This is a genomic window from Azonexus hydrophilus, from assembly GCF_038368255.1.
In the GTDB taxonomy this organism is placed as follows: domain Bacteria; phylum Pseudomonadota; class Gammaproteobacteria; order Burkholderiales; family Rhodocyclaceae; genus Azonexus; species Azonexus hydrophilus.
In genome coordinates, this window is sequence record NZ_CP151406.1 from 1,302,834 (window position 1) to 1,325,474 (window position 22,641).

The following is a 22,641-nucleotide window of genomic DNA, read 5'->3' on the forward strand; positions in this document are numbered from 1 at the left end:
AAAAATTCAACAGATTGCAGGGGAAAATAATGGCAGCCACGTGGTCGTTGCGTGTCGGGACCTTGTTCGTCACGGCTGTTTTTCTCGGAATGTTCGCTTGGGTTGGACTCGATCTCCAGCAGTCACGCGAGCGGGAGTTACTGGCGGCAGAACAACAGGGTGGCACGCTGACCAGGCTGCTTGAAGGCCATTTCCAGGGCTCGGCCCGTCAGATCGATCATTACCTTTCCGATTTTGTTGAACGTTTCCAGCATGCTGTGGCAGACCGTCAGTCGCGTGCCGTTATCGAATACGAGCTGCAGCGCTACCAGCAACATTTTCCCGAAGTGCATAGTTTCCGGGTGGCCGATCCGGAAGGCCGTTATCTCTACGATGCGAGCGGCGTCCTGGCCGCAGCCAATATTGCCGACCGTCCGTATTTCATGCGCCTGCGCGATGATCCCGACGCCGGATTGGTCATTTCGCCGCCCATCGTCTCCCGGGTGACGGGCGATGTAGTGATCGTTTTTGCCCGGCGCCTCGAGGATCGTGACGGGCAGTTTGCCGGCATCATTCTAGGGGCCTTGCGTGCCGACTATTTCGAACGTTATTACCAGTCACTGGATATCGGGAAGCACGGCATCGTCGCCCTGTGGAGCCGGGATCTCGAACTGTTCGCCCGCTGGCCGGGAATTCCGGGACAGCAGATACGACGCCTGGACAACAGCGTGATTCCGGAGCGCCTGCAGGCCGGCGAGGTCGCCGGCAGTTTCCGGCGCACCGGCGAGCTTGATGGGGAGTCCCGGGTGTTTGCCTATCGTGTGGTCGAAGGTTTTCCCTTCATTTTCACCGTCGGTCTGGCCGAGCAGGAAGTCCTGCGCGAATGGCAGCGTCGGGCGTTGATCTACGCGGTACTCGGTACGGTTCTGCTGCTTGCCCTGATCGCCTTGATGCGTTCGTGGCGTCGCGGTTATCGCCAGGCCGAGGCGCTGGCCGAAAAGATGAGTCGCGCCTATACCGAGAAAACCCGTCAGGGCCGGGCCTTGCTCGACTCGATTCCCGATCCGGCCTGGTTGCTTGATAACGACGGGCGCTTCCTGGCAGTCAACGAGGCTTTTTGTCGCCAGCGGGGCCTGCCGATGGAGGCGGTCGTCGGCAGCACGGTGGATGATCTGTTTTCCGCCGAAGAAGCACGGCGGTTGCGCGAAGGCCAGCTTGAGGTCTATCGCAAGGGGGCGCCGGTGCGTCAACTGGTCTGGTTGTAGTTGAAGGGAGAGTTGCGGCCCTTCGAGTTCCTGCGCGTTCCGGTCTATGGTGATGCCGGTGAGGCCTGCGGCCTGGCTGGCGTTGCCTGGGACATGAGCGAGCGTTTCGAAGCCGAGGAGCGCCAGCGCCTGATCACGCACTTCTTCGATCATGCCAGTGACGCCGTGCTGATTCTCGACAAGGAGCGTCGTGTGCTGACGCTGAATCAGGCCGTCACCAAGATGAGTGGCTATGAACTGGCCGACATGCAGGGGCGCTTGCCACGTTTCATCGTCGAGAGTTTCGAGGATGCCGCGAAGCTGGAGAGCATTGTTCATATGCTTGAGGAGCAGGGGCGCTGGCAGGGTGAGTTACGGGCGATGCGCAAGGATGGCAGTCCTCTGCCGATCAGTTGCAACATCAGCGCGATCCATAACGACGCCGGTGAACTGGTCAACTGGTCGGTATTCGTCGCCGACCTGAGCGAGCGCAAGGCCGCCGAGGCGCGCATCGAGTCGCTGACGCATTTCGACCAACTGACCGAACTGCCGAACCGGCAGGGCTTTGCCCGCCTGATGGGGGAATGGCTGGCCGCCGGCAGACAGGGGATTTTGATCATCATCGATCTCGATGACCAGCTCAGCCGCATCAATGATGCCTTTGGGCATGCTGCCGGTGACGCCGTATTGCGCCGGATGGGCGCGCGCCTGAGTCGCTCGCTGCGCGATGGCGATGCGCTTGGTCGTCTCGGTGGCGACCAGTTCGGTGTTCTGGTGCTGCAAGGCAACAACCCGAAAACTGCCGAAGTGGTTGCCCGCAAATTGTTGGACAACCTGGCGCGGCCGGTTGCCATCGAAGGCAGCGATGTGGTCCTGACAGCCTGTGCGGGGATCTGCAGCCTGTTCGAAGATGGTGCCGACGTTTCCACGCTGCTGCGCAATGCCGATGCCGCCTTGCATCACGCTCGCGCGTCGACCGGCCAGAACCGTTTCCGTTTCTTTGCCGCCGACATGAATGTGCGCATGGCCGAGCGGCTGCGACTGGAAAGCGAGTTGCGTGGTGCGCTGAATCGCGGTGAACTGGAATTGCACTATCAGCCGCAAGTCGATCTGACGAGCGGCGAGATCGTCGGTTTTGAAAGCCTGTTGCGCTGGTTTCATCCCGAGCTTGGCATGGTCTCACCGGTCAAGTTCATTCCGATTGCCGAGGAAAGTCGCCTGATCCTGCCGATCGGTGTCTGGGTGCTGGAAGAAGCCTGTCGCCAGAACAAGGCCTGGCAGGATGCCGGGATGCCGCCGAAGGTGGTGGCGGTCAATCTTTCCGCCGTGCAGTTTCACGGGGTCGACATCGTCGCAATGGTCAAGAATGCGCTAGAGATGTCCGGGCTGGAAGCACGTTATCTCGAACTGGAAATCACCGAAAGCGTCATCGTCGAGGACCCGGAGCGGGTCATCCAGTTGATGCAGGCCTTGAAGGAAATCGGCGTCAGCCTGTCGATCGACGATTTCGGCACCGGCTACTCCAGCTTGTCCTACCTCAAGCGTTTCCCCATCGACAAGATCAAGATCGACCGCGCTTTTGTTCGCGATCTCGAACACAACACCAACGATGCGGCGATCGTCCGTATGGTGATCGGGATTGCGGCCGAACTGGAGCACAAGGTCATTGCCGAAGGGGTCGAGACCGACGAGCAGCTCGACTTCCTGAGGCGGCACAAGTGCGACGAATACCAGGGCTTCTACTGCAGCCCGGCCTTGCCGGCCGGGCGTATTCCCGAACTGGTTGCCGAGTGCCAACGCTGAAGGCCAGTCAAGGCTGCAGGACGCTGGCCAGCGGCGCGTCGGCCATGGCCTCGCGCCGCTGAACCACCTTCAGCACCAGCAACAGCACGCTGCCGACCAGCATCACCCCGGCCGCCAGGTAGAGGCCGACCGCGTAGTCGCCGGCACGGCTGGCGGCCAGCCAGCCGGTGATGGCCGGCGCCAGGATCTGGGCGACGCCGTAGGAAACGGTCATCTTGCCCATCATCTTGGCCGGGCGGGTCGGGTAGTAGCGGCCGGCCATGGTCAGCACCAGGCTGACCATGCCGATGAAGGTGCCGCCGAACAGCATCGCTCCGGCCAGCGCCGCCGGCAGGCCGCCGGCCAGCGGTAGCAGGATGCCGGCGATCTGCAGCACGGCGGCGGCGATCAGTGCGTTGAGATCGCCGATGCGCCGCGCGATCAGATCCCAGACGATGCAGGCCGGTGCGGCGCCGACGCCGAGCGCGAGGAAGACCAGCGTGCCCTGGCCGGCCATGCCGGGCAGGCGGTCGACGATGGCGACGATGAAGGTGGCGCTGACCACGTAACCGACGCCGGCGCAGAAGTAGGCGGCCATGAACAGGCGCATGAACAGCGGCGACGGCGGGTTGTCCTCGAGCTTTTCGCCGCTGCGCGTCAGACCGCTGGTGTCCGGTGCCGGCAGCCAGCGCAGCGCCGGGATGGCGAGCAGGCAGCCGAGGGCGGTCAGCGCGAACCACTGCTCGCGCCAGTCCAGCCAGTGCTGCATCAACGCCACGGCAGCGGCACAGCCGGCAATGCCGAGCCCGATGCCGGCAAAGTGGATGCCCAGTTCGCTGCGATGCTGGTGGCGGATCAGCCAGTTGAGGATCAGCCCGGTGCCGAACAGCATCGCTGCCGCGCTGCTCAGGCCGGCGACGAAGCGGGATATTGCCCACACTGTTGGATCGGTGCTCAGCCCCATCATTGCCGTACTGGCGATGGCCAGGATCATGCCGATCCGGTAGAGCTTGTCCTTGAGCACCAGATCGCTGACCAGCGAGGCGAGCAGGGCGCCGCACAGGTAGCCGCCGTAATTGATCGCCGCCAGCCAGCCGGCGTCGGCGATGCCCAGGCCGGCCTGCTGCTGCATCAGCGGCAGCAGTGGCGTGTAGGCGAAGCGGGCGACGCCCATCGCCAGCAGCAGGCTGAATATCCCCGCGCCCAGTACCTTGAGCCGTTCTCGTTGTTCGTTCATTGTTGTCTCCTGTTGGTGCGACAACGATAAACGGGCTAAGCTATCTCAACAATTGATTTATCAAGAACGAATCGTTCGTTATTGGAGATGGTTATGGAACTGGTCGCGCTCAGAACCTTTCAGGCGGTGGTCGAGGAAGGCGGCATCCTGGCTGCGTCGCGCAAGCTGAATACGGTGCAATCCAACGTCACCGCGCGCATCCGCCGGCTGGAAGAAGAGCTCGGTGCCGAGCTGTTCTTCCGCAAGGGACGCGGGCTGGAACTGGCACCGCCGGGCCGCGTGCTGCTTGACTACACCCGGCGCATGCTGATGCTGGAGCGGCAGACGACGGCGGCGGTGCGCCAGGTCGGCGAGAGCACCGGCGAGTTGCGTATCGGCGCCATGGAAACCTTTGCCGCCCTGCATCTGCCGCGCGCGCTGAAGGCGGTGCGGGCCAGCCATCCGGGCATGGAGCTGCGGGTGTTTACCGACACCAGTGCGGCGCTGGCCGACAAAGTTCGCCAGCACAAGCTCGACTGCGCCTTCATTGCCGGACCGGTGGTCGATCCCGATCTGCAGTTCGAGGAACTGGTGGTCGAGGAACTGGTACAGGTGCATGCCGCCGGCAGCGATCCGCTGCAGCAGCCCCTGATCCTGTTCCGCGAGGGCTGTGCCTACCGGGCCCGGGCGCAGGCCTGGCAGCGCAGCCAGGGACATACGCTGAGCGATGCGATGGAATTTGGCACGCTCGAAGGCATTCTCGGCTGCGTTTCGGTCGGCCTCGGCTGGACGCTGATGCCGCGCCGGGTGGTCGAGCAGTCGCTGCACGCCGACGATCTGGTCGTGGAAACGGTGCCGCCGGAAATCGCCCGGGTACCGACCGGCATGATCAGCCTGCGCGAAGCGCCGCCGCTGGCCGCCCTGAAAACCCTGGCCTCGGCGCTGCTGCCCACCTGAAAGGGCGAAAGCCTCGCACCGGGGGGAGTACGAGGCTTTCAGGACGGTTTGGGGGAGGGGGAGGAGACCCGACCGTCAGGGCTGATGTCTGTTCAGCTCATGGATCACAGCATAAGGGGGCGCCGGCTCGCCCTCAAGTAACGGTTTGCAACAGTCGGTATCCGCCTGTGCGGGGGCGCTTGGCAGGCATTCGCTCAGGGTGGCGAGCGGGTCGCTCAGCTGCACCGGTTCGCTGGTGTGCGGCGGGGTCGGCGCCACTGGTTGCAGCGGCGGCAGGCCGATGGTGGCTCGCAGGCGCTGGCAATCCGGGTTGGGGCTGCCGTCGTCGAGCCAGGTCGGAAATTCGCGGCAGGGGGTCGGCCGGTTGGCATAGATGCCGCAGGCAATGCCCGGCTGGCCGATGGTGCCCTGCAAGGCAACGCAGCGGGCGCCGCCGGCTTCGGTGCCTTTCATGCAGGCCATCACCGGGTTGAGCATGGTCACCAGTTCGGCCGGAACGAAGCCGCCGCTGCCGCCGGCAACCTCGCCGCAGTAGAAGGAAACACGGAAATGCTGGCAACAGGCCCCGCAGGAAAAGCAGGGGTTATCCGGGGTATCCGGCATGTCGAGAAAAACGCGGTTGTCTTCCTGAATCAGGCGAATCTGGATGTCGTTGTCCATGGCGTAACCCGTGTGAGCGGCGCGCGAATTTACCCAATCCGCCGGAAAAAGTCATCCACGCCCGGAGAGGCTTGTCAGACAGCCTTTTCCGCCAGCGCGATCAGCGCTTCGGCCTGCTTTTCACAACGGACGCGGGTCAGTTCGTCGAGACCGCGCAACCAGCGCCGCGGGATGCCCTCCAGCCCGTAACGGGCGCCGGCCAGCATGCCGGCGATGGCGCCAGTGGTGTCGGCATCGCCGCCCCGGTTGACGATGTCGATCAGGCAGTCCTCGAAGCATTCGGTGGCAAACAGCGACTGGAAAACCGCCTGTATCGTGTCGACCACGTAACCGCTGGGATTTTCGCTGTGCTTGCGATCCCAGGCGAAGACCGGGAAGGCCTGGACCAGGCCGCCGGCGCGTTCGCGTTCGACGTCGATGACATCGCGGCCGGCGAGGAAGTCCTGGACCATGAAGATCAGGGTTTCGCAGGCGGCGTCGGACAGCAGGTTGTGGTGCGTGACATGGGCCTGCGCCCGGCTGGCGGCGCGGACTGAGGATGCCGGTTGACCGTAGCAGGCCAGCGCCACTGGCAGCACGCGCATCGCCGCGCCGTTGCCGGCGTCGTGCTCGGACAGCGGGGCTTCCGGCTGGCGCGTGCTGCGGAAGCTGACCAGGTTGCGGCGCACGGTGTTGCCGATGTCCACCGGCTTGGCGCGCATCCAGGCGTCGAAGGCGTCGGCGGCGGCCAGTGCATCGACACGGCCTGCAGCGAGGATGGATTCGCCGAGCGCCAGCGCCATGGTCGTGTCGTCGGTGACCTGGCCGGCCTTGAGGCGCAGCCAGCCGCCGCCGACGATGTTTTCGTGGACGCCGTGGTGGGCGCGGATTTCCTTGGGCGTCATGAACTCGACTGTGGCGCCGAGGGCGTCGCCGATGGCCAGGCCGACATAGGCGGCGACGGCACGCTCGGTCAGCGGCGAGCGTTCGGCGGTGACGCGGCGGCGAACCGGCGCGTTGCGGGCGATCAGTTCTCCGGTCCAAAACATTTGGCGTAATCCTTGCAAACCCCGCAGGAGGGGGCGGGGCAGACGTAAATGCCTTCCCTTGAACAGAACTGGCGATAGAGGAATTTCTTCCATTTCATGTCGCCGGTGTTGGCCGCGGCCAGCGTCGGGAAATTGACCTGCATCAGGCGGGTCAGTTCGTCGCGCCCGGTGAAGCCGAGGTCCTGCCACAGATGGTCCATGCCGACGCAAGCCGTGGTCAGGATGTCGACGACCCACAGTTCGGATTCGCGCAGGCCGGCGCGATGGTCGAGCAGCAGGCGCTGCAGTTCCTCGAATTCGGGCAGATCGACCGCTGGCGTATTTCTGCGGTCAACCGTCTGGCCGGGGAAAAAACCGGCCAGCAGGCTGGCGTAACGGGCTTCGCCCAGGCCGAGGTCGGCGGGCAGGCAGCCGGCACCGTCAGCCTGGCCGGCGACGATGCTGGCGAGCAGCGGGCGATTCGGATCGCATGCCGCCGCACCGACTGCCGGCGCGGCCAGCAGTCCGGCGAAGAGCATTGCCCGGGTGGGCAGGCGATCCGGACCGTTCATGACATCACTTGCTCGGATACTCGACCAGGATGTCCTCGTCGCGGACGATCATCTGGCAAGCCAGGCGCCACTGGGTCGGCGGGATGTCGTCGAGGTACATCTGTTCGACTTCGGCCTTGGTGATGTGGCCGAGGTCGAGCAGCGCGGCAACTTCGCGGACGTTGAGCGGGCCGCCCATCGGACGGCGCTTGCCTTCAACGGAGGAGACCTTGACCAGGCAGGTACCGCAGTTGCCTTCCTGGCAACCGAAGTCGATCGGGATGTGATGTTCCTTGGCCAGCGCCAGGATGGTCTGGGTGTGGCTGCCAGCAACGGCATAAACGGTTTTGTCCTTGTGCATCGGACTGCTGAAAGTAATGAGGGCCATGTTCGGTTTCTCCGGTTGAGCGGGTTGATTGGGATTTCTCTGTTGGGGTTGGCGTGCTTTTAGTCTTATGCGGGTTTGACGACGATTTCGCCGCCAAGAATCTGGGCCTGGCAGGCCAGGCGGTGGCCGCGCGGGGCCATGTTGTCCTTCAGCACCTGGTCTTCAAGGACGCTCGGCGGGGCGAGGTTTTCGCCGCCTTCGATCACCTTGGTCAGGCAGGTGCAGCATTCGCCTTCGCGGCAGCCGTAGGTGATGCCGGCACCGACCTTCTCCGAGACTTCGATCAGCCGGGTGCCGGCGGGAACGGTCACGGCGACGCCGATATCCTGGAAGGTGACTTTTGCTTTGGGCATTGTTTTTTCTCCTGTTTCAGGCCAGTTCGGCCATGTCGATGACGCGCGTTTCGAGGCGGCCGGTCAGGTGGCGCGCCAGTTGTTCGCCGAGGTCGCGGCAGGCGTCGAGTTCGCCGGCATCGGGGACGAGCTTGATGCGCAGGCCTTCGACCGGCACCCGCAGCTTGAGTCCGCGCAGGCGATCCTCGATCAGCCGCACCGCTTCGCCGCTCCAGCCGTAGGAGCCGAAGGCGGCGCCGAGCTTGCCCTTGACGTTGACCGTGGTCAGCGACGAGAGCACGTCCCACACCGGCTTGACCGCGTCGGCGTTGATCGTCGGGCTGCCGAAGGCGAGGCCGTCGGCTTCCTCGATCAGGTCGGTGAAGATGCCGTCCTCGCCGCCTTCGAGGTCGTACAGCGAGACGCGCACGCCTTCAATGCGCTCGGCGCCGGCGGCCAGGGCTTCGGCCATGCGCCGGGTGTTGCCGTAGGCCGAGATGTAGAAGACGACCAGCGTCTTTTCACTTTTTGCTTCGTTGAACAGCCGCGGTGTCGCCAGTTCGCGGTAGCGGTGCAGGTAGTCACGCGGCTGATGGCGCAGGATGGGGCCGTGCGCCGGGCAGAGGGTGGCCAGCTCGAGCGGCTCGATCAACGCCACCGCGTCGAGCACGTGCTCGCGGAATGGGCGCATGATGTGCGCGTAGTAGTACTCGAAGGAAAAGCGGAAATCACCGACCCGGTCGTTGAACAGCCGGGCATCGCAGAAATGGCAGCCGAAGATGTCGCCGGAGAACAGGATGCCGTCCTCGACCAGGTAGGTGCATTGGGTGTCCGGCCAGTGCAGGTAGGGCGTGTGCAGGAAACGCAGGGTGCGCCCGCCGAGGTCGACTTCGTCGTCGGTGGTGACCGGGATGTATTCGGGCGGCTTTTCGCCGGTCGGCTTGAGCAGCGCCTTCAACATCATCTGCGCGCGGCTGGACAGGTACACCTTGGCCTGCGGCGCGCGCTTGAGCAGTTCCGGCAGGGCGCCGCTGTGATCCGGTTCGAGGTGGTTGAGGACGATGGTGGTGATTTCGTCGTAACGGGCCACCGATTCGAGCCGGGTGAAGAAGGTGTCGGCGAAGCTTTCCTTGACCGTGTCGATGACGGCCACGCCCTTTTCGCCGCGCACGACATAGCTGTTGTAGCTGGTGCCGTTGGCGGTTTTCAGGATGATGTCGAAGGAACGCAGGTGCGGGTCGAGGGCGCCCACCCAGTGGACGCCCGGGGCAATCTCGACGGCGCCGTCAGTGAGTCCCGCAACCGGCATGTTCTTCCTCGTCGTGCTCATGGCTGCCACAGCTGCCATGGCCCTCCGGCCCGTGCACGCAGGCTTCGATATTGCCAGCCGGCAGCTCGACGCCGTTGAGTCCGACCCAGGCGTCGACTGCGTCCGGATCGAAACCGACCATGCGTTCGTCGCCGATTTCCATCAGCGGGCGGCGGATCAGCAGCGGGTTCTCCAGCAGCAACTGCAGCGCGTGTTCGAAGCTGATGTTCTCGGGCACGATCTCGCCGCTCTTGATCGCCGGCGCCGCCGGGTTGAACCAGCGGGCGACCGGCAGCTTGCCGATGAACTGGAGCAGGCGCTCGGCCGTCCAGGCCTCGGTTTTCAGGCTTTTCGCCTGGACGGTGTGACCGGCGGCGGCAAGCAGCGTCTTCTGGCGCAGATTGCCTTTACAGCCGGGTTTTTCGTAAAAAGTGATGACCGCCATCAGGCTGCCTCCCGCCACAAGCCGAATTCCTTCAGCTTTTCGATTGGAATGCCGGTCAGTGATCCCGGCGGATTGAGGAATTCCCCGAGTTCATTGACGATTGCCATTTCGATCGGGCAGATCGCCGCGCATTGCGGATCGGCATGGTCGCCCAGGCATTCGGTGCATTTGTCCGCGCTGATCAGGAAGTGCGGTGCTTCGTCGCGATCCGGCTGGTAGATGGCGTCGTTCGGACAGACATCGACGCAAGCCCAGCAATTGACGCAGGATTCGGTAATCTGGAGTGCCATTTACGCCACCTTCAGAGAGTCGGTTTGCGGCAGCAATTTGCCGGTCGCCGCGATTTCCTTGTACACCGCCATCACCGCGTCCTCGATCGGCTCCATCGCGTGTTCGCCGTTCGGCGCAATGCCGGCGGCTTCCAGCTTGGCCCAGGGTTCGTAACCGACCTTGGAACAGAGCACGACCTCGCAGCCTTCGAGGATGCGGATGTTGCGGTCGAGCAGCGATTCGCTGGCGCCCGCCTCGACCACGTCGCCGTCGCCGCAGGCATCCATGCCGCCGCAGTAGAGCTCGGTCTTGCGGTGGCTGATGAAACGCACACCTTCCGGCGAAGCCTCGTAGATCAGGAACTCGCGGGCGTGGCCGAAGTGTTCGGCAACTAGGCCGTTCTTGCCGGCTACCGCCATCAGCACCGGGCGCGAACCTTCGGGGATGTCGGTCGGCTTCGGCTTGGCGACACCGCGCTCGGCTTCCAGCTTCTCGATGATCGAGTCATGCACCGCCTTGCGGCGGACCATGGCGGCTTCGTAATCGACGTCCATGACGTCGATCTTGTCCATGGTGAACTCGTCGCCGCGATCCTCGCCCAGCAGGCCGACCGCGTCGGCGCGGCACTGGCGGCAGTGGCGCATCATCGCCATGTCGCCGGCACAGGCATCCTGCAGCTCCTGCAGCATTTCCTGGGTCGGTTCCGGCTGGCCCATGATGCCGTAGTAGGTGCCGTGTTCGGCCTCGGCGATCAGCGGCATGACGTTGTGCAGGAAGGCGCCCTTTTCCTTGACCACCTTCGAGACTTCCTTGAGGTGCTGGTCATTGACGCCGGGGATCAGCACCGAATTGACCTTCACCAGGATGCCGCGGTCGGTCAGCATCTGCAGACCCTTTTGCTGCTGCTCGATCAGGATGCGCGCGCCTTCGATGCCGAAGATGCGCTTGTTCTCCCAATAGATCCACGGGTAGATCTTGGCGCCAACTTCGGGGTCGACACAGTTGATGGTGATCGTCACGTGGTCGATGTTGTGTTTGGCGATCTCGTCGACGTGCTCGGGCAGGGACAGCCCGTTGGTCGACACGCACAGCTTGATGTCCGGGGCCTTCTCGGAGAGCTGGCGGAAAGTGTCGAAAGTGCGGCCCGGATTGGCCAAGGGGTCTCCGGGTCCGGCGATGCCGAGCACCGTCATCTGCGGGATCTCGGCCGCCACCGCGAGCACCTTCTTGATCGCCTGGTCCGGCGTCAGCAGCTCGGAGACGACGCCCGGACGGGATTCGTTCGAGCAGTCGTACTTGCGGTTGCAGTAATTGCACTGGATGTTGCAGGCCGGCGCCACGGCGACGTGCATGCGGGCAAAGTAGTGGTGCGCCTGTTCCGAGTAGCAGGGGTGATCCTGTACCTTGGCACGGATGTGATCCGGCAGATGGGCCAGGCCGTCCGGCGCCGTGCCGCAACCGCTGGAAGAACAGCCGCCGCCTTCGGCGGCCGGTGCGTTGTTGCTGATGACTGGAAGTTCCACGATGAGGGCTCCAAGAAAACTGTTCGGAGTCCTTTCAGCAATCGCTGTGCCAGTGGTTTATTGTTCAATAAATCAATGGCTTGCGTGGTTTGTGTTTTTGCCCTGTCAGGCCGGATGTCGCAAACCGGACATCGCCGGCCACAAACCCTCGCCGCCGGTAGCGAGATGGCATAGATAGACGCGCAGATCGAATTCCAACTGGTGGTAATCCGGCTCGATGCGTCGGCACAACTGGTAGAAGGCCTTGTCGTGCTCGGCTTCCTTGAGGTGGGCGAGTTCGTGGGCGACGATCATGCGCAGGAATTCCGGCGGCGCCTCGCGGAACACGGCGGCGATCCGGATTTCATGCTTGGTCTTCAACTTGCCGCCCTGCACCCGCGCCACGCGGGTGTGCGTGCCCAGCGCCCGGCCGACCGACTGCAGCTTGCCGTCGAAAACGATCTTGCTCGGCTGCGGCGCATTGCGCAGGAACTCGCCACGCAAATCCTGCACGTAATCGTACAAGGCCCGGTCGGTGCGTACCGCGTGCGCCTCCGGATACTTCTTGCGCAAAGCCTCGCCCAGACGCCCCTGCTCAAGCAGGCGGGCGACCGGTTCGGTCAGGTTGGGCGGATAGCCGGCGAGGTAGGCGGTGGGCACGAATGGAGGCGGTCAGCGCTGAGGGCGCGATTGTCCCGGTAATTGACCGGTTTGGGTAGCACCCTCGGCTGGCCTCCGCCTTCAATGCAGACGCTGGATGAACGGGGCGAAATGGCGGTCGGATTCAAGAATATGGCCCATGCACCAGCGCGGCAGATAGTCACTCAAGGCCTCGGGCGTGATCAGTCCGGCGTGGGCGTCGGCAAACATCTTCGCCAGCGCTGTCTGGCACTGACGATGTTCTTCGCGATGGCGGGCGAAGGCAACGTAGCCGGTCAATTCCAGCACCTTTTCCTCGGCCGAAAAGTGCTCGGCCGTGACCACGAGCAATTCCTGCCCGACCGAATTGAAAGACAGGTCGTCGGCGATCCTGTCCATCGTTTGCTGGCAAAGGGCGAGGATGTTGCGGTGCTGGTTGTCGAGCATCCAGTTGCCAACGCTGTAACTGCGTTCCCAGTAGGACAGATCCTGCATGGCGGTGTCTCCAGTTCATGTGATGATGCTGGTGTCCAGTCAGGGGGCTCCGCGCAAATTCTTCCGGTCGGGGGCCCGCGTATGCCTTGATCATGCTTCTGACGCGTGTTTTGACTGGTGGTTGGAGCGATTGTTCCTGATAAGTTGCTCGGGGCTCAGCCCGTCAACAACGCGATGTAAGCCGGATAGCTGTAGCTGCGGTTCTTCTTCTGGCCGGTCAGTTCCTGCACGATGCCCAGACCCTCAAGCAGCTTTACTGCTGCGTTGGCTGTGGGGAAGGTGGTGTCGAGTGACTGTCGCGCCAGTTCGACAGTGAAGCGCGGCATCATCGGCAGTGTTTCGAAGAGGCGGTAACAGGCCGGGCCCGCCTTGGGCGAAGCGAGCAGGCGACGACGGTCGCTGGCGATCAGGCTGGCCATGGCAACGATGCTGCGCTCGGCTTCACTGGCCGCAGCGGCAACACCATCGAGAAAGAAATCGACCCAGCCTTCCCAGTCACCTTGAGTGCGGATGGCCGACAAGCGCTGGTAGTACGCTGTCTGATGCTGTTTCAGGTAACCGCTCAAGTACATCAACGGCTCGGGAAGCAGCCGCCAGTGTTCCATCAGTGCTGCGATCAGCAAACGCCCGATGCGCCCGTTGCCATCAAGGAAGGGGTGGATGGTTTCGAACTGGGCATGGACCAGGGCGATTTTTACCAGTGGCGGTAAGTCTGATGCCGCATCATCGTGGATGAAGCGTTCGATGTCGGCCAGCAAATCCGCTACCTGCTCGGCTGGTGGCGGCACAAATGCCGCGTTCCCCGGTCGTGTGCCGCCGATCCAGTTCTGCGAACGCCGCAATTCGCCGGGTTGCCTGCCGTTGCCGCGTACGCCGTCGAGCAGCAGCCGGTGGGCATCGCAAAGCAGACGCACGCTGATCGGCAGTCCGGCTGGATCGCGCAGATTGTCCTGGACCAGTCGGAAAGCCCGCAGGTAGTTGGTCACCTCTTCGACATCGTCAGCATTGCCGATGGCAAAGCCGGCCTCTTCTTCAAATAGATCGACCAGCGTTGCCTGCGTGCCCTCGATCTGGGATGTCAGCAAGGCCTCCTTGCGCACCGCGCCGTAGAGTAGCCAGTCCACTGACGGCACCAGCCCCGAAACACCGGACAAGCGTGCTAACGCCAGCTCCGCAGCGCGATTTCCTGCCACGAAACATCCGCTCGCCAAGGCTGGCTCGCGCGGCGGCAAGGGCAGCGGGACAAAGGCCTGAACGGTTTCGCCCAGCGTGGTGGAAACGGCGTAAGTGCCAGTACGGCGCATGGTGTGAAAGGAGGCTTTAAACGATGCTTAAGATATTAAAGCAATGTTTAATACAATGTCACGCCCTGTTTCCGTAAGCGGTTTGCCTTTGGGGCATGCTGGTCAGTGCTTCGATTCGCCGCCTTCCGCCGACGAACGTTCATGATTTTCTCCCGCCATCGTTTCGCGATATCCCCGGCAGGCATCGCGCAACACCTGCAGGTGCTGCTGGTAGTTGCGGCAGCCCTTGCACAGGGCGAGGTGCATGCCGAGTTCGAGACGTTCGCCGAGGCCGAGTTCGCGGTCTTCGGCTTCCGACATGCGGCGGGTGGCGTCCTTGCAGTTCAACATGGGCGTTCTCCGGCGAGGAACCAGCTTTTTTCCAGGCGACCGCGCAGCGCGCTGCGGGCGCGGTGCAGGATGACGTGGCAGTTGCTGGTGCTGATGCCGGCGGCAGAACAGACTTCGCCGGTATCGAGTTCGAGAAACTCGCGCATCATGAAGACGCGCGCGGTGTTCTTGGGCAGATGCGTCAGGCAGGCGTCGAAGACGGCCCAGAAGTGCTTGTCGCGCAGCGAGCTTTCCGGATCGCCCCAGGCGGCCGGGCGGTGCGCCGGCTGCCAGTGGGCGTTTTCCTTGAACAGGGCGTCGAAGGCCTGGTCCAGGCTGTCCTCTTCATCGCCGAAGGCCGAAATCGGCGTTGTCCGCGATTGCTGGCGGATCAGGTCGACGATCTTGTGGCGCAGGATGCCGAAAACCCAGGTCTTCAGCGCCGAGCGGCCGGCGAAATCCTTGCCGCTGGTCAGCGCGGCGGTCAGGGCGTCCTGGACGGCGTCTTCGGCGAGCGCGGCATCGCGCAACTGGAGCTGGGCGAAAGCCAGCATGTCGCGGCGGACCTGTTCGACAAAGGCGTTGTCGATGCTGGCTGGGGGAGCGATGGCGGCCTCCGTGGCACGGGCGTCAAAGCCGCCATGGTAGCTCAACGGGCGGCTTCCAGCGCAGCACGCAGCTTGGCCGGATCGGTGTCGCCAGCCAGGCGCGCGACTTCCTTGTCACCCTTGAAGACGATCAACGTTGATTGCATGCGCACGCCCAACTGGCGGCGTAGTTCGCGGGCGTTGTCGTAATCGACGACGAGCAGGCGGCCGGGTACGGCGGCATCGCCGCGCCAGCCGTCGAAAACCTTCTGCTGCGCCCGGCAGGTCGGGCACCAGTCGGCGTGGAAATGCAGAGCGACAGCCTTGCCGGCAGCCTGTTGCTGGGCAAAGTCGGCCGCCGACCACGGGGCGATGTCGAGCGCCTGGGCAAAACCGGCGATGGTGGTGAAGGCGAGGGCCGCGAGCAGGCGGATGGTTTTCATGTTGGACTCCGAGGGTTTGAGGATGGTGATGATTGGTCGGAGTTGGTGGGGGAATTCTTACACTGCGATGTCTGGATCGGGCTGAATGAACGCATAGCAATGCACTAGACCGGAAAATATCGTCGTGTTGGTCATTGGTTGTCAGGCGGCATTCGGCCAGAAGCGGCCTGTGGCGATATTGCCGCAAAGTTGTCGTTCAGGTAACAATCAGCGGCCACTTATACCCCATTTGGTTTACAGCGCGATGCATTTATGAAATAAGTTCTCCACAACGTCGTCATGCATCCTAAATCATGCCCAGCATTCACTCTCATTACGAAAATCTGCGTATAGCTCGCAATGCGCCGCCAGCCGTCATTCGTGCCGCTTATCGAGCGTTGGCGCAGGAGTATCACCCTGACAGAAACCATGGCTCAACTGACGCAGCTCGGATTATGGTTCTTCTAAATGAGGCATATCGAGTACTTTCAGACGATACACTCCGAAAGGAACATGATGAATGGCTTCGCCAAGCGGAAACAGCATTGGCGCCAGAACCAGTAAGTGAGGGCAATCCAACTTCGTCGAGCAGTAAAGACAATGGAGGGGCTTCAACGCGAGCTACTGGAAATCCTAGCGCAGCAGCGCATACATCTGGCCACTACGGTGAAACCAGCAATAGCGTAAATAGCGTCTTTGGGGAAATCACCAGTAATCCCAAACAGCATTTACCTTATCTCATTGGCCTTGGCTTACTCGCTTTACTGTTGCTTTGGGGATATGCGGGGTAATGCTTCGCATCCCGTCAGGCAACAACTAAGCCTATGCGTTTCAAAGAACTATCGGCTTTTCCTGGCTACCTGCTGCCGCAATTACTCGAGGCACTTGCACCACAACCCAGATGTCATTACATGTCTGACGGCAAAAAGTAGAACGAGTGAAGCGCCTCTCGTCGACACTCATGTCCGCTGTTTTCATTAACGTACTACCGCTTTGGGTCGATTCGAGCCGGTCAAAGTACTGTGATCCCGTGCTTACTCCGTGCCGAGCACTATCCCCTGGCGACGCAGGTCTGCGAGGAGTTCAAGGCCGAACTCGACTAGCCGTTCTGGTTCGGCGTGCTGTAGTTCGGCGGCGATCTGCCGGCAGGCGGCTTCGCCGCTTTGTGGCGTTTCCGCAAGCAGCGCGAGCAGGTGGGCGGTGACCGGGTTGGTTTCGCTGAAGCGGACGATGTCGTCGGCGTCGCGATAGACCAGCAGGTGCGTTGCCTGCGCCTTGCGCGGGCGCCAGTCGGGGCCGATGCGGTGGACCGGCCAGGCGTAGGCGAGGTTGAACAGCACCGGGTTGAGGATGATCGTGCCGTGGCGCAGGTCGCCGACCGGGTCGTGCGGCGGGATCGCTGCGTCGGCGATGTCGGCGGCCAGTTCGACCCATTCGTAATGCGCCAGTTCGGGCAGCCAGCGCGGCAGGCGCAGGCCTGGTGTTTGCGCCAGGAACTGTACGAACTCGCGCGGGATTTCGCGGAACCATGGCGTGCGCAGCGGCCAGTCGCGGCGGAAGCCGCGCCCCAGGCGTAGCCAGCGCGCCTCGCCGAGGATGGCGCGGCAGACCGGGAAGGCGCTGTCGACGAAGCCCTGCAGGTTGTTGCCGACCAGTTCGCGGTACACGCCCATGCCGCGTGCCGGCACGCCGGGCGGGCGGGGGGCGCGTTGCGGGTCGCGCAGGTGATTGGCGAAGGCTTGCTGGAAGCGCTGGAATTCCATGTTCAGACCGCCTTGCGCTGCTTCGCTGCGGCCTGCAGCCGGGCGATGGTGTCGACTTCGACGGTCAACGCAGCCAGATCGGGAAAATTGAAGTCGCGTTCAAGGCAGGTCGGCACCTCGCCGCCGATGCGCGCATAGGCGTCGGCGAGCAGCGCCCACACCGGGTCGATCACCGGCGCGCCGTGGGTGTCGATGATCAGCCCGTCCGGCTCGACGTAGTGGCCGGCGACATGGACGTAGCAGGTGCGTTCGAGCGGCAGCGCGGCGAGGAATTCGTGCGCGTCGAAGCCGAAGTTGCGGCTGTTGACGTAGATGTTGTTCACGTCGAGGTGGAGCAGGCAGTCGGCGGCCTCGGCCACGGCGCCGATGAATTCGGCGGCGTTCATCTCGGCACCGGGCGGCTCGACGTAGGTCGAGGCGTTCTCGATGCCGATCTGCCGGCCGAGGATGTCCTGGGCGCGCCGGATGCGTTCGGCGGCCCAGCGCACTGCCGCCTCGGTCTGCGGGATCGGCAGCAGGTCGTAGAGCTGGCGGTCGTCGGCGCACCACGACAGGTGTTCGGTGTACAGCGTCATCCCGTGTTCGCGCATGAAATCGCGGGTGCGGTAGAGCAGCGCTTCGTCGAGCGACCCGCTGCCGCCGAGCGACAGCGACAGGCCGTGGCAGACGAAGGGGTAGCGTTCGGTGAATTCGCGCAGTTGCCGCGCCGAGCGCCCGCCCATGCCGGCCCAGTTTTCCGGTGCCAGTTCGAAGAAATCGATGGCTGCCGGCACGCCGGCCTGCAGCGGGGCGATCAGTTCGCGCCGGAAACCGAGGCCGGCGCCGTGCGGCGGGCGGGCGTGCATCAGGCTTCTCCGCGCGCCGGGTAGTCCTTGGCGACGACAAAGTCGATGGCGCCGAGCATGTCTTTGAAGTGCGGCCGGGCGAAGGGCATGGTCTGGACGTTGGCCCAGTACAGCGTCAGGTCGGGGCGGATCAGGAAGACCCCGGGCTCGGAAAAACGCGCCGGTTCCTCGACGCCGGTCGAGGTCAGGCCGCGGCCGGTGGAAATGTACAGGCCCCAGGCGCGGGCGTCGGCCTCGCTCAGACCGTAGCCGAGATCAAGCCGGTCGAGCGACCATTCGTCGGCGGCGCGGCGGGCGCGTTCTTCGGTATCCGACGAGAGTACCTTGACGACCACGCCGCGGGCGGCGAATTCGTCATGCAGGCGGTTCAGTTCGCTCAGGTAGGTGCGGCACAGCGGGCAGTGGTAGCCGCGGTAAAAGACCAGCAGCGTGAAGGCAGGTGCTGCACCGGCGGCGAGCGTCAGGCGGCTGCCGGAGAGTTGCGGCACATCGAGCGCTGGGACCGGCTGGCGGGGAATCAGGGATTGCGGCATGAGGATATTCCTTGAAAGGGCCGGCATCGAGCGCCGGCCTGCTGGTTCAGCGTCTTACTTCTTGGCGCCGCACTTGGCTTCGCCACACTTGCCGTCAGCCTTTTTGTCGGCCGGCTTCTTGTCAGCGCCGCACTTGGCATCCGTTTTCTTGTCGGCGCCACACTTGGCGTCCTTCGCCTTCTTGTCGGCACCGCACTTGGCTTCACCGCATTTACCTTCCTTGCCCTTGGTGTCGGCCTGCGACAGCTGGTAGCCGGCCGACAGTTGCTTGGCGGCGAAGGGATTGTCGGCGGCGTGGGCAACCGGGGTCAGGGCGACGGCGGCAAAGGCGGAACCGATGGCCAGCGAGGTGAGGGTTTGCTTTTTCATGATGATCTCCATTGAGGTGGGGGTGATGGCAGAAAGCCTGCCTGTTGCTTGGTCGGCGTCACGGCCGACTTTCTTACAGAAGATTTCAGAACAGCGTGGTCAGTCGGACCCAGGAATCCGGCAAACGTTCGACGATGATGGCTTCCAGCCATTTGTCGGCGCCGCTGAGGATGGCGATGCCGGTGAGCAGCAGCAGGACGCCGAACACGGTCTTGATCCGACCGATGTGCTGCATGACCCAGCCACGGGCACGACCGAAGCCGGCGCGCGAGGCATAGGCGACGCCGACCAGCGGCACCGCCGCGCCGATGCCGAACAGACCGAGCACGACGCCACCGCGCAGGGCGCCGCCTTCAGCTGCGACCAGACTCAGCGCGGCGCCGAGCAGCGGGCCGGAACAGGGACTCCAGACCAGCCCGAGCACGCCGCCGAGCAAAAAGGCGCCGCCCAGCGAGCCGCCATTCAGCCGCGCCGACGCAGCATTGGCCTGACTGGCGATGGGCAGCATCCATTCGGTGAAGCGTGCGTTCAGCGCCGGCACCAGCATGACCAGGCCGAAAGTCAGCAGCAGCCAACCGCCAAACGTCCGCACATGGTCGCCGTCGATGCCCAGCGCCGGCCCGAGCGCGCCGAGCAGCATGCCGATCAAGGCGAACGACAGCGCCATGCCGACGCCCATCGCCACTGGCGCGAGCTTGTTCTGCTGCACGGCGCCGCCGACGACCAGCGGCAACACGGGAAAGACGCAGGGCGACAGCGTGGTCAGGCTGCCGGCCAGCAGGGCGAGGCCGAGAACGGCGGGGGAAAGGGTTTCGAGCATGACGTCTCCTTGAGTTGGAGATTGGTCGCGGCGGGGGGCGGATTTCTTACAGGGATTGTGGCGGTTGCAAATACGATCTGGCCGCTCTGTCTGCTGTGTTTCTTTGGTTTGTTTCAAATGAGTGTCAATGTTTTCATTTGAACGCAATCTTCCTGAAATGTCGGCTGCCTACTATTTCGAACGAACTTGCGCTAACGCGCATCAACGACATTTCACGGAAGAGGGCAGGCATGCTGGCGGAACAACGGGCTCGGGCAATCGTCGAGCTGGTCAATCAGAAAGGTTTCCAGACCATCGACGCGCTGGCCGGCGAATTCGGCGTTACGCCGCAGACCATCCGGCGCGACGTCAATTCGCTCAACGATCAGGGCCTGCTGCGCCGCCGCCATGGCGGCGTCGAACTGCCGCAGCAGGGCGAGAATCTCGCCTATACGGCGCGGCAGCAATTGAATCTGGCGGCCAAGCGGACGATTGCCCAATTGCTCGCTGAGGATGTACCCGAACGCGCCTCGTTGTTCATCGGCATCGGCACCACGCCCGAGTTGTGTGCGCTGGCGCTGGTTCATCATGCGCAATTGCGGGTCATGACCAACAACCTCAATGCCGCCATGCGTCTGGCCCGCAACCCAGACTGCGATCTGGTCGTCGCCGGTGGCCGGGTGCGCAATCTCGACCTCGACGTGGTCGCCGGTGAGGCGCACGACTTCTTTTCGCGTTTCAGCGTCGATATCGGGATTTTCGGCGTCGGTGCGGTGGCGCCCGACGGCACCCTGCTCGATTTCAGTCTCGACGAGGTGGCCATGCGTCAATCGTTGATGCGCCATTGTCGGCAGCGCTTCCTGGTCGTCGATCACAGCAAATTCACCCGCGACGCGACCGTGCGCGGCGGCCATATCACCGATGCCAGCGCCGTTTATAGCGACCGTCCGCTCCCCCCCTTGATCCGCGCGATGCTGGCGACGGCCGGCGTCCGCGTTGTCGTGCCAACCCTTCCCCCAACCTCTGGAGAACAACCATGATGCCCAAGCGTTTCGTCCGTACCCTGGCCGCTGCCCTCGTCGGTGGCGCCGCACTCTTCGCCGCCGGCGCCGCCAGCGCCCAGGAAACCGCCATCTGCTACAACTGCCCGCCGGAATGGGCGGATTGGGGTTCGCAATTGAAGGCGATTCGCAGTCGCCTGAACATCGTCGTGCCGCCGGACAACAAGAACTCCGGCCAGTCGATTGCCGCGCTGATCGCCGAGAAGGCCAGTCCGGTGGCCGACGTCACCTACCTTGGCGGCATCGCCGCCGATCCGGCGCGCGACGCCGGCGTGCTGACGCCGTACAAGCCGAAGGGTTGGGACAAGATTCCGGCCAGCCTGAAGGATCCGGAAGGTCATTGGTTCACCATCCATTCCGGCACCCTCGGCCTCTTCGTCAACAAGGCCGCGCTCGGCGGCAAGCCGGTACCGCAAAGCTGGAGCGACCTGCTCAAGCCGGAATACAAGGGCCTGGTCGGCTATCTCGACCCGACCTCGGCGGCGGTCGGCCAACTCGGCGTCATGGCCATCAATCTGGCGCTCGGCGGCAGCTACGACAACCTCGATCCGGCGATCCGCTTCTTCAAGGAACTGCATAAGAACCAGCCGATCGTGCCGAAGCAGACTTCCTACGCCCGCGTCATCTCCGGCGAGATCCCGATCCTGCTCGATTACGACTTCAACGCCTACCGCGGCCAGTACAAGGACATGGCGCCGGTCGCCTTCGTCATTCCCAAGGAAGGCACGCTGGTCTTCCCGTACGTGATGGGGCTGGTCAAGAACGGACCGCATGCAGCCAACGGCCAGAAAGTGCTCGATTTCGTCCTCTCCGACGAAAGCCAGGCGATGTGGGGCAATGCCTTCCTGCGCCCGGTGTTCGCCGACAAGCTGTCGGCCGAGGCCAAGGCCAAGTTCCTGCCGGAAAGCGAATACGCCCGCGCCAAGCCGGTCGACCTGAAGAAGCTCGCCGCCGCCCAGGCCGCGATCATCGAGCGCTACCGCAACGAAGTGAAGTGACCCTGCTGCGGGCGCCCCTGGCGGCGCCCGCAGTTTTTCCGCCGTCGATCGATCGAAACACCATGCCCCGTCGTCAGTTCCTGCTGCTGCTCCTGCCGGCAGCCTTGTTCTTCAGCGCCTTCTTCCTCCTGCCCATGGCCCGCCTGTTCTTCATCGGCGCCAGTGGCGAGAGCGGTTGGCTGGCCTACCTGGCGATCGTCACCGACGCCAATTATTTCCGCGCCCTGTGGACGACGCTGGCCGTTGCCGCCGTCACCACCGTGCTGACCCTGGCGATCAGCAGCATCGCCGGCGTCTTCCTCGAGCGCCACCGTTTTCCCGGACGCGCCGCGCTGGTCGCCGCGATGACGCTGCCGCTGGCCTTTCCCGGCGTCGTCGTCGGCTTCATGGTAATCATGCTGGCCGGCCGCCAGGGGATCATCGGCGAAGTGTTCACGATGTTCGGCGGCGAGCGGCCGATCTTCGCCTACTCGTTGGCCGGGCTGTGCATGGGCTACGTCTATTTCTCGATCCCGCGGACCATCCTGACGATCATGGCTGCCGCCGAAAAGCTCGATCCGCGCCTCGAGGAGGCCGCCCGCTCGTTCGGCGCGACACCCTGGCAGGTGGTCCGCGACGTGATCCTGCCCGGCTTGCGACCGGCCCTGATCTCGGCCGGCGCGATCTGCTTCGCCACTGCCGTCGGCGCCTTCGGCACCGCGTTCACGCTGGCAACGCGGATCGAGGTGCTGCCGATGGTTATTTACACCGAATTCACGATGTCGGCCAACATCGCCATGGCCGCCGCCCTGAGCTTTTCGCTGGGGGCAGTCGCCTGGCTGGCGCTGGCCGTGGCGCGCAGCGCCTCGGGCAGCACCGTGGCCGCGGCCGGTTGA

At 63.7% G+C, this 22,641-nt stretch carries 28 protein-coding genes; 7 read left to right on the top strand and 21 right to left on the bottom strand.

The window, feature by feature from the left end:
- The first annotated feature begins 29 nt into the window (after nt 1-29).
- Together AADV58_RS06345 and AADV58_RS06350 are read left to right on the top strand one after the other, a co-directional pair.
- Nucleotides 30-1,244, top strand: coding sequence for a cache domain-containing protein (locus tag AADV58_RS06345; protein WP_341744344.1), 1,215 nt, complete (start codon nt 30-32; stop codon nt 1,242-1,244).
- Nucleotides 1,245-1,256: 12 nt separating this feature from the next.
- The gene (locus AADV58_RS06350; protein ID WP_341744345.1) at nt 1,257-3,026 is read left to right on the top strand and encodes a putative bifunctional diguanylate cyclase/phosphodiesterase; all 1,770 of its coding nucleotides are present in this window, start codon (nt 1,257-1,259) and stop codon (nt 3,024-3,026) included.
- Between the two features lie 7 nt (nt 3,027-3,033).
- On the opposite strand, the gene AADV58_RS06355 is transcribed toward AADV58_RS06350, so the two are convergent.
- The gene (locus AADV58_RS06355; RefSeq protein ID WP_341744346.1) at nt 3,034-4,242 is read right to left on the bottom strand and encodes a YbfB/YjiJ family MFS transporter; all 1,209 of its coding nucleotides are present in this window, start codon (nt 4,240-4,242) and stop codon (nt 3,034-3,036) included.
- A 93-nt stretch (nt 4,243-4,335) separates the two neighbouring features.
- Between AADV58_RS06355 and AADV58_RS06360 the strand changes: the two genes are divergently transcribed.
- Entirely contained in the window at nt 4,336-5,178 is an 843-nt protein-coding gene (locus AADV58_RS06360) for a LysR family transcriptional regulator (protein WP_341744347.1), read from the top strand.
- 75 nt (nt 5,179-5,253) lie between these two features.
- Here the strand turns inward: AADV58_RS06360 and AADV58_RS06365 are convergent, their stop codons facing one another.
- The 15 genes from AADV58_RS06365 to AADV58_RS06435 form a co-directional block, all read right to left on the bottom strand.
- Entirely contained in the window at nt 5,254-5,838 is a 585-nt protein-coding gene (locus AADV58_RS06365; protein ID WP_341744348.1) for a YkgJ family cysteine cluster protein, read from the bottom strand.
- A 74-nt stretch (nt 5,839-5,912) separates the two neighbouring features.
- Nucleotides 5,913-6,866, bottom strand: a complete 954-nt coding sequence (gene draG, locus AADV58_RS06370; RefSeq protein WP_341744349.1) for an ADP-ribosyl-[dinitrogen reductase] hydrolase — start codon at nt 6,864-6,866, stop codon at nt 5,913-5,915.
- A complete protein-coding gene (locus AADV58_RS06375; RefSeq protein WP_281984741.1) occupies nt 6,845-7,417 on the bottom strand; it encodes a nitrogen fixation protein NifQ in 573 nt (190 codons plus the stop codon). Before AADV58_RS06375 ends, draG begins: the two co-directional genes overlap by 22 nt.
- Before the next feature lie 4 nt (nt 7,418-7,421).
- Complete coding sequence (locus AADV58_RS06380; protein ID WP_281984743.1) at nt 7,422-7,784, bottom strand: 2Fe-2S iron-sulfur cluster-binding protein; 363 nt, start codon at nt 7,782-7,784, stop codon at nt 7,422-7,424.
- Nucleotides 7,785-7,849: 65 nt separating this feature from the next.
- The gene (locus AADV58_RS06385) at nt 7,850-8,137 is read right to left on the bottom strand and encodes a 2Fe-2S iron-sulfur cluster-binding protein (RefSeq protein WP_281984746.1); all 288 of its coding nucleotides are present in this window, start codon (nt 8,135-8,137) and stop codon (nt 7,850-7,852) included.
- Nucleotides 8,138-8,153: 16 nt separating this feature from the next.
- The gene (locus AADV58_RS06390) at nt 8,154-9,446 is read right to left on the bottom strand and encodes an FprA family A-type flavoprotein (protein ID WP_341744350.1); all 1,293 of its coding nucleotides are present in this window, start codon (nt 9,444-9,446) and stop codon (nt 8,154-8,156) included.
- Complete coding sequence (locus AADV58_RS06395) at nt 9,403-9,870, bottom strand: ArsC/Spx/MgsR family protein (RefSeq protein ID WP_281984750.1); 468 nt, start codon at nt 9,868-9,870, stop codon at nt 9,403-9,405. Before AADV58_RS06395 ends, AADV58_RS06390 begins: the two co-directional genes overlap by 44 nt.
- Nucleotides 9,870-10,160 (bottom strand): 4Fe-4S binding protein, encoded by a 291-nt coding sequence (locus AADV58_RS06400; RefSeq protein ID WP_298398669.1) that lies wholly within the window; start codon nt 10,158-10,160, stop codon nt 9,870-9,872. Before AADV58_RS06400 ends, AADV58_RS06395 begins: the two co-directional genes overlap by 1 nt.
- Nucleotides 10,161-11,663: a nitrogenase cofactor biosynthesis protein NifB gene (gene nifB, locus AADV58_RS06405; protein WP_341744351.1), complete on the bottom strand. Its 1,503-nt coding sequence runs from the start codon at nt 11,661-11,663 to the stop codon at nt 10,161-10,163.
- Nucleotides 11,664-11,768: 105 nt separating this feature from the next.
- Complete coding sequence (locus AADV58_RS06410) at nt 11,769-12,302, bottom strand: YgjP-like metallopeptidase domain-containing protein (protein ID WP_341744352.1); 534 nt, start codon at nt 12,300-12,302, stop codon at nt 11,769-11,771.
- An 81-nt stretch (nt 12,303-12,383) separates the two neighbouring features.
- Complete coding sequence (locus AADV58_RS06415) at nt 12,384-12,776, bottom strand: bacteriohemerythrin (RefSeq protein ID WP_281984756.1); 393 nt, start codon at nt 12,774-12,776, stop codon at nt 12,384-12,386.
- 155 nt (nt 12,777-12,931) lie between these two features.
- A complete protein-coding gene (locus AADV58_RS06420; protein WP_028996151.1) occupies nt 12,932-14,080 on the bottom strand; it encodes a Fic family protein in 1,149 nt (382 codons plus the stop codon).
- Nucleotides 14,081-14,182: 102 nt separating this feature from the next.
- Nucleotides 14,183-14,410: a zf-HC2 domain-containing protein gene (locus tag AADV58_RS06425; protein ID WP_028996150.1), complete on the bottom strand. Its 228-nt coding sequence runs from the start codon at nt 14,408-14,410 to the stop codon at nt 14,183-14,185.
- The gene (locus AADV58_RS06430; RefSeq protein ID WP_341744353.1) at nt 14,404-15,042 is read right to left on the bottom strand and encodes a sigma-70 family RNA polymerase sigma factor; all 639 of its coding nucleotides are present in this window, start codon (nt 15,040-15,042) and stop codon (nt 14,404-14,406) included. Before AADV58_RS06430 ends, AADV58_RS06425 begins: the two co-directional genes overlap by 7 nt.
- Nucleotides 15,039-15,419, bottom strand: a complete 381-nt coding sequence (locus tag AADV58_RS06435) for a thioredoxin family protein (protein ID WP_341744354.1) — start codon at nt 15,417-15,419, stop codon at nt 15,039-15,041. The genes AADV58_RS06430 and AADV58_RS06435 overlap by 4 nt, the downstream gene beginning before the upstream one ends.
- A 293-nt stretch (nt 15,420-15,712) precedes the next feature.
- Here AADV58_RS06435 and AADV58_RS06440 point away from each other — a divergent pair, with 293 nt between their 5' ends.
- A complete protein-coding gene (locus AADV58_RS06440) occupies nt 15,713-16,189 on the top strand; it encodes a J domain-containing protein (RefSeq protein WP_341744355.1) in 477 nt (158 codons plus the stop codon).
- A gap of 243 nt (nt 16,190-16,432) precedes the next feature.
- Here the strand turns inward: AADV58_RS06440 and AADV58_RS06445 are convergent, their stop codons facing one another.
- From AADV58_RS06445 to AADV58_RS06465, 5 genes are all read right to left on the bottom strand, one after another.
- Nucleotides 16,433-17,161 (bottom strand): DNA-binding domain-containing protein, encoded by a 729-nt coding sequence (locus tag AADV58_RS06445; protein WP_341744356.1) that lies wholly within the window; start codon nt 17,159-17,161, stop codon nt 16,433-16,435.
- Between the two features lie 2 nt (nt 17,162-17,163).
- On the bottom strand, nt 17,164-18,006 hold the full coding sequence (locus tag AADV58_RS06450; RefSeq protein ID WP_341744357.1) for a DUF692 domain-containing protein: 843 nt from the start codon (nt 18,004-18,006) through the stop codon (nt 17,164-17,166).
- The gene (locus AADV58_RS06455; RefSeq protein WP_028996145.1) at nt 18,006-18,539 is read right to left on the bottom strand and encodes a peroxiredoxin-like family protein; all 534 of its coding nucleotides are present in this window, start codon (nt 18,537-18,539) and stop codon (nt 18,006-18,008) included. The genes AADV58_RS06450 and AADV58_RS06455 overlap by 1 nt, the downstream gene beginning before the upstream one ends.
- 54 nt (nt 18,540-18,593) lie before the next feature.
- The gene (locus AADV58_RS06460; RefSeq protein WP_341744358.1) at nt 18,594-18,908 is read right to left on the bottom strand and encodes a hypothetical protein; all 315 of its coding nucleotides are present in this window, start codon (nt 18,906-18,908) and stop codon (nt 18,594-18,596) included.
- Between the two features lie 85 nt (nt 18,909-18,993).
- Nucleotides 18,994-19,728, bottom strand: a complete 735-nt coding sequence (locus AADV58_RS06465; protein ID WP_028996143.1) for a cytochrome c biogenesis CcdA family protein — start codon at nt 19,726-19,728, stop codon at nt 18,994-18,996.
- A 230-nt stretch (nt 19,729-19,958) separates the two neighbouring features.
- Here AADV58_RS06465 and AADV58_RS06470 point away from each other — a divergent pair, with 230 nt between their 5' ends.
- The 3 genes from AADV58_RS06470 (at nt 19,959) to AADV58_RS06480 (ending at nt 22,641) form a co-directional block, all read left to right on the top strand.
- Nucleotides 19,959-20,747 (top strand): DeoR/GlpR family DNA-binding transcription regulator, encoded by a 789-nt coding sequence (locus tag AADV58_RS06470; RefSeq protein WP_043421927.1) that lies wholly within the window; start codon nt 19,959-19,961, stop codon nt 20,745-20,747.
- Entirely contained in the window at nt 20,744-21,766 is a 1,023-nt protein-coding gene (locus AADV58_RS06475; protein ID WP_245580575.1) for an ABC transporter substrate-binding protein, read from the top strand. The genes AADV58_RS06470 and AADV58_RS06475 overlap by 4 nt, the downstream gene beginning before the upstream one ends.
- 62 nt (nt 21,767-21,828) lie before the next feature.
- Nucleotides 21,829-22,641, top strand: a complete 813-nt coding sequence (locus AADV58_RS06480; RefSeq protein ID WP_028996140.1) for an ABC transporter permease — start codon at nt 21,829-21,831, stop codon at nt 22,639-22,641.

Bases quoted from the DNA above. Each gene is read 5' to 3' on its own strand.
- AADV58_RS06345 (WP_341744344.1), top strand. From the start codon at position 30: ATGGCAGCCACGTGGTCGTTGCGTGTCGGGACCTTGTTCGTCACGGCT.
- AADV58_RS06355 (WP_341744346.1), bottom strand. From the start codon at position 4,242: ATGAACGAACAACGAGAACGGCTCAAGGTACTGGGCGCGGGGATATTC.
- AADV58_RS06360 (WP_341744347.1), top strand. From the start codon at position 4,336: ATGGAACTGGTCGCGCTCAGAACCTTTCAGGCGGTGGTCGAGGAAGGC.
- AADV58_RS06365 (WP_341744348.1), bottom strand. From the start codon at position 5,838: ATGGACAACGACATCCAGATTCGCCTGATTCAGGAAGACAACCGCGTT.
- draG (WP_341744349.1), bottom strand. From the start codon at position 6,866: ATGTTTTGGACCGGAGAACTGATCGCCCGCAACGCGCCGGTTCGCCGC.
- AADV58_RS06375 (WP_281984741.1), bottom strand. From the start codon at position 7,417: ATGAACGGTCCGGATCGCCTGCCCACCCGGGCAATGCTCTTCGCCGGA.
- AADV58_RS06380 (WP_281984743.1), bottom strand. From the start codon at position 7,784: ATGGCCCTCATTACTTTCAGCAGTCCGATGCACAAGGACAAAACCGTT.
- AADV58_RS06385 (WP_281984746.1), bottom strand. From the start codon at position 8,137: ATGCCCAAAGCAAAAGTCACCTTCCAGGATATCGGCGTCGCCGTGACC.
- AADV58_RS06390 (WP_341744350.1), bottom strand. From the start codon at position 9,446: ATGAGCACGACGAGGAAGAACATGCCGGTTGCGGGACTCACTGACGGC.
- AADV58_RS06395 (WP_281984750.1), bottom strand. From the start codon at position 9,870: ATGGCGGTCATCACTTTTTACGAAAAACCCGGCTGTAAAGGCAATCTG.
- AADV58_RS06400 (WP_298398669.1), bottom strand. From the start codon at position 10,160: ATGGCACTCCAGATTACCGAATCCTGCGTCAATTGCTGGGCTTGCGTC.
- AADV58_RS06415 (WP_281984756.1), bottom strand. From the start codon at position 12,776: ATGCAGGATCTGTCCTACTGGGAACGCAGTTACAGCGTTGGCAACTGG.
- AADV58_RS06420 (WP_028996151.1), bottom strand. From the start codon at position 14,080: ATGCGCCGTACTGGCACTTACGCCGTTTCCACCACGCTGGGCGAAACC.
- AADV58_RS06425 (WP_028996150.1), bottom strand. From the start codon at position 14,410: ATGTTGAACTGCAAGGACGCCACCCGCCGCATGTCGGAAGCCGAAGAC.
- AADV58_RS06435 (WP_341744354.1), bottom strand. From the start codon at position 15,419: ATGAAAACCATCCGCCTGCTCGCGGCCCTCGCCTTCACCACCATCGCC.
- AADV58_RS06440 (WP_341744355.1), top strand. From the start codon at position 15,713: ATGCCCAGCATTCACTCTCATTACGAAAATCTGCGTATAGCTCGCAAT.
- AADV58_RS06445 (WP_341744356.1), bottom strand. From the start codon at position 17,161: ATGGAATTCCAGCGCTTCCAGCAAGCCTTCGCCAATCACCTGCGCGAC.
- AADV58_RS06450 (WP_341744357.1), bottom strand. From the start codon at position 18,006: ATGCACGCCCGCCCGCCGCACGGCGCCGGCCTCGGTTTCCGGCGCGAA.
- AADV58_RS06455 (WP_028996145.1), bottom strand. From the start codon at position 18,539: ATGCCGCAATCCCTGATTCCCCGCCAGCCGGTCCCAGCGCTCGATGTG.
- AADV58_RS06460 (WP_341744358.1), bottom strand. From the start codon at position 18,908: ATGAAAAAGCAAACCCTCACCTCGCTGGCCATCGGTTCCGCCTTTGCC.
- AADV58_RS06465 (WP_028996143.1), bottom strand. From the start codon at position 19,728: ATGCTCGAAACCCTTTCCCCCGCCGTTCTCGGCCTCGCCCTGCTGGCC.
- AADV58_RS06470 (WP_043421927.1), top strand. From the start codon at position 19,959: ATGCTGGCGGAACAACGGGCTCGGGCAATCGTCGAGCTGGTCAATCAG.
- AADV58_RS06475 (WP_245580575.1), top strand. From the start codon at position 20,744: ATGATGCCCAAGCGTTTCGTCCGTACCCTGGCCGCTGCCCTCGTCGGT.
- AADV58_RS06480 (WP_028996140.1), top strand. From the start codon at position 21,829: ATGCCCCGTCGTCAGTTCCTGCTGCTGCTCCTGCCGGCAGCCTTGTTC.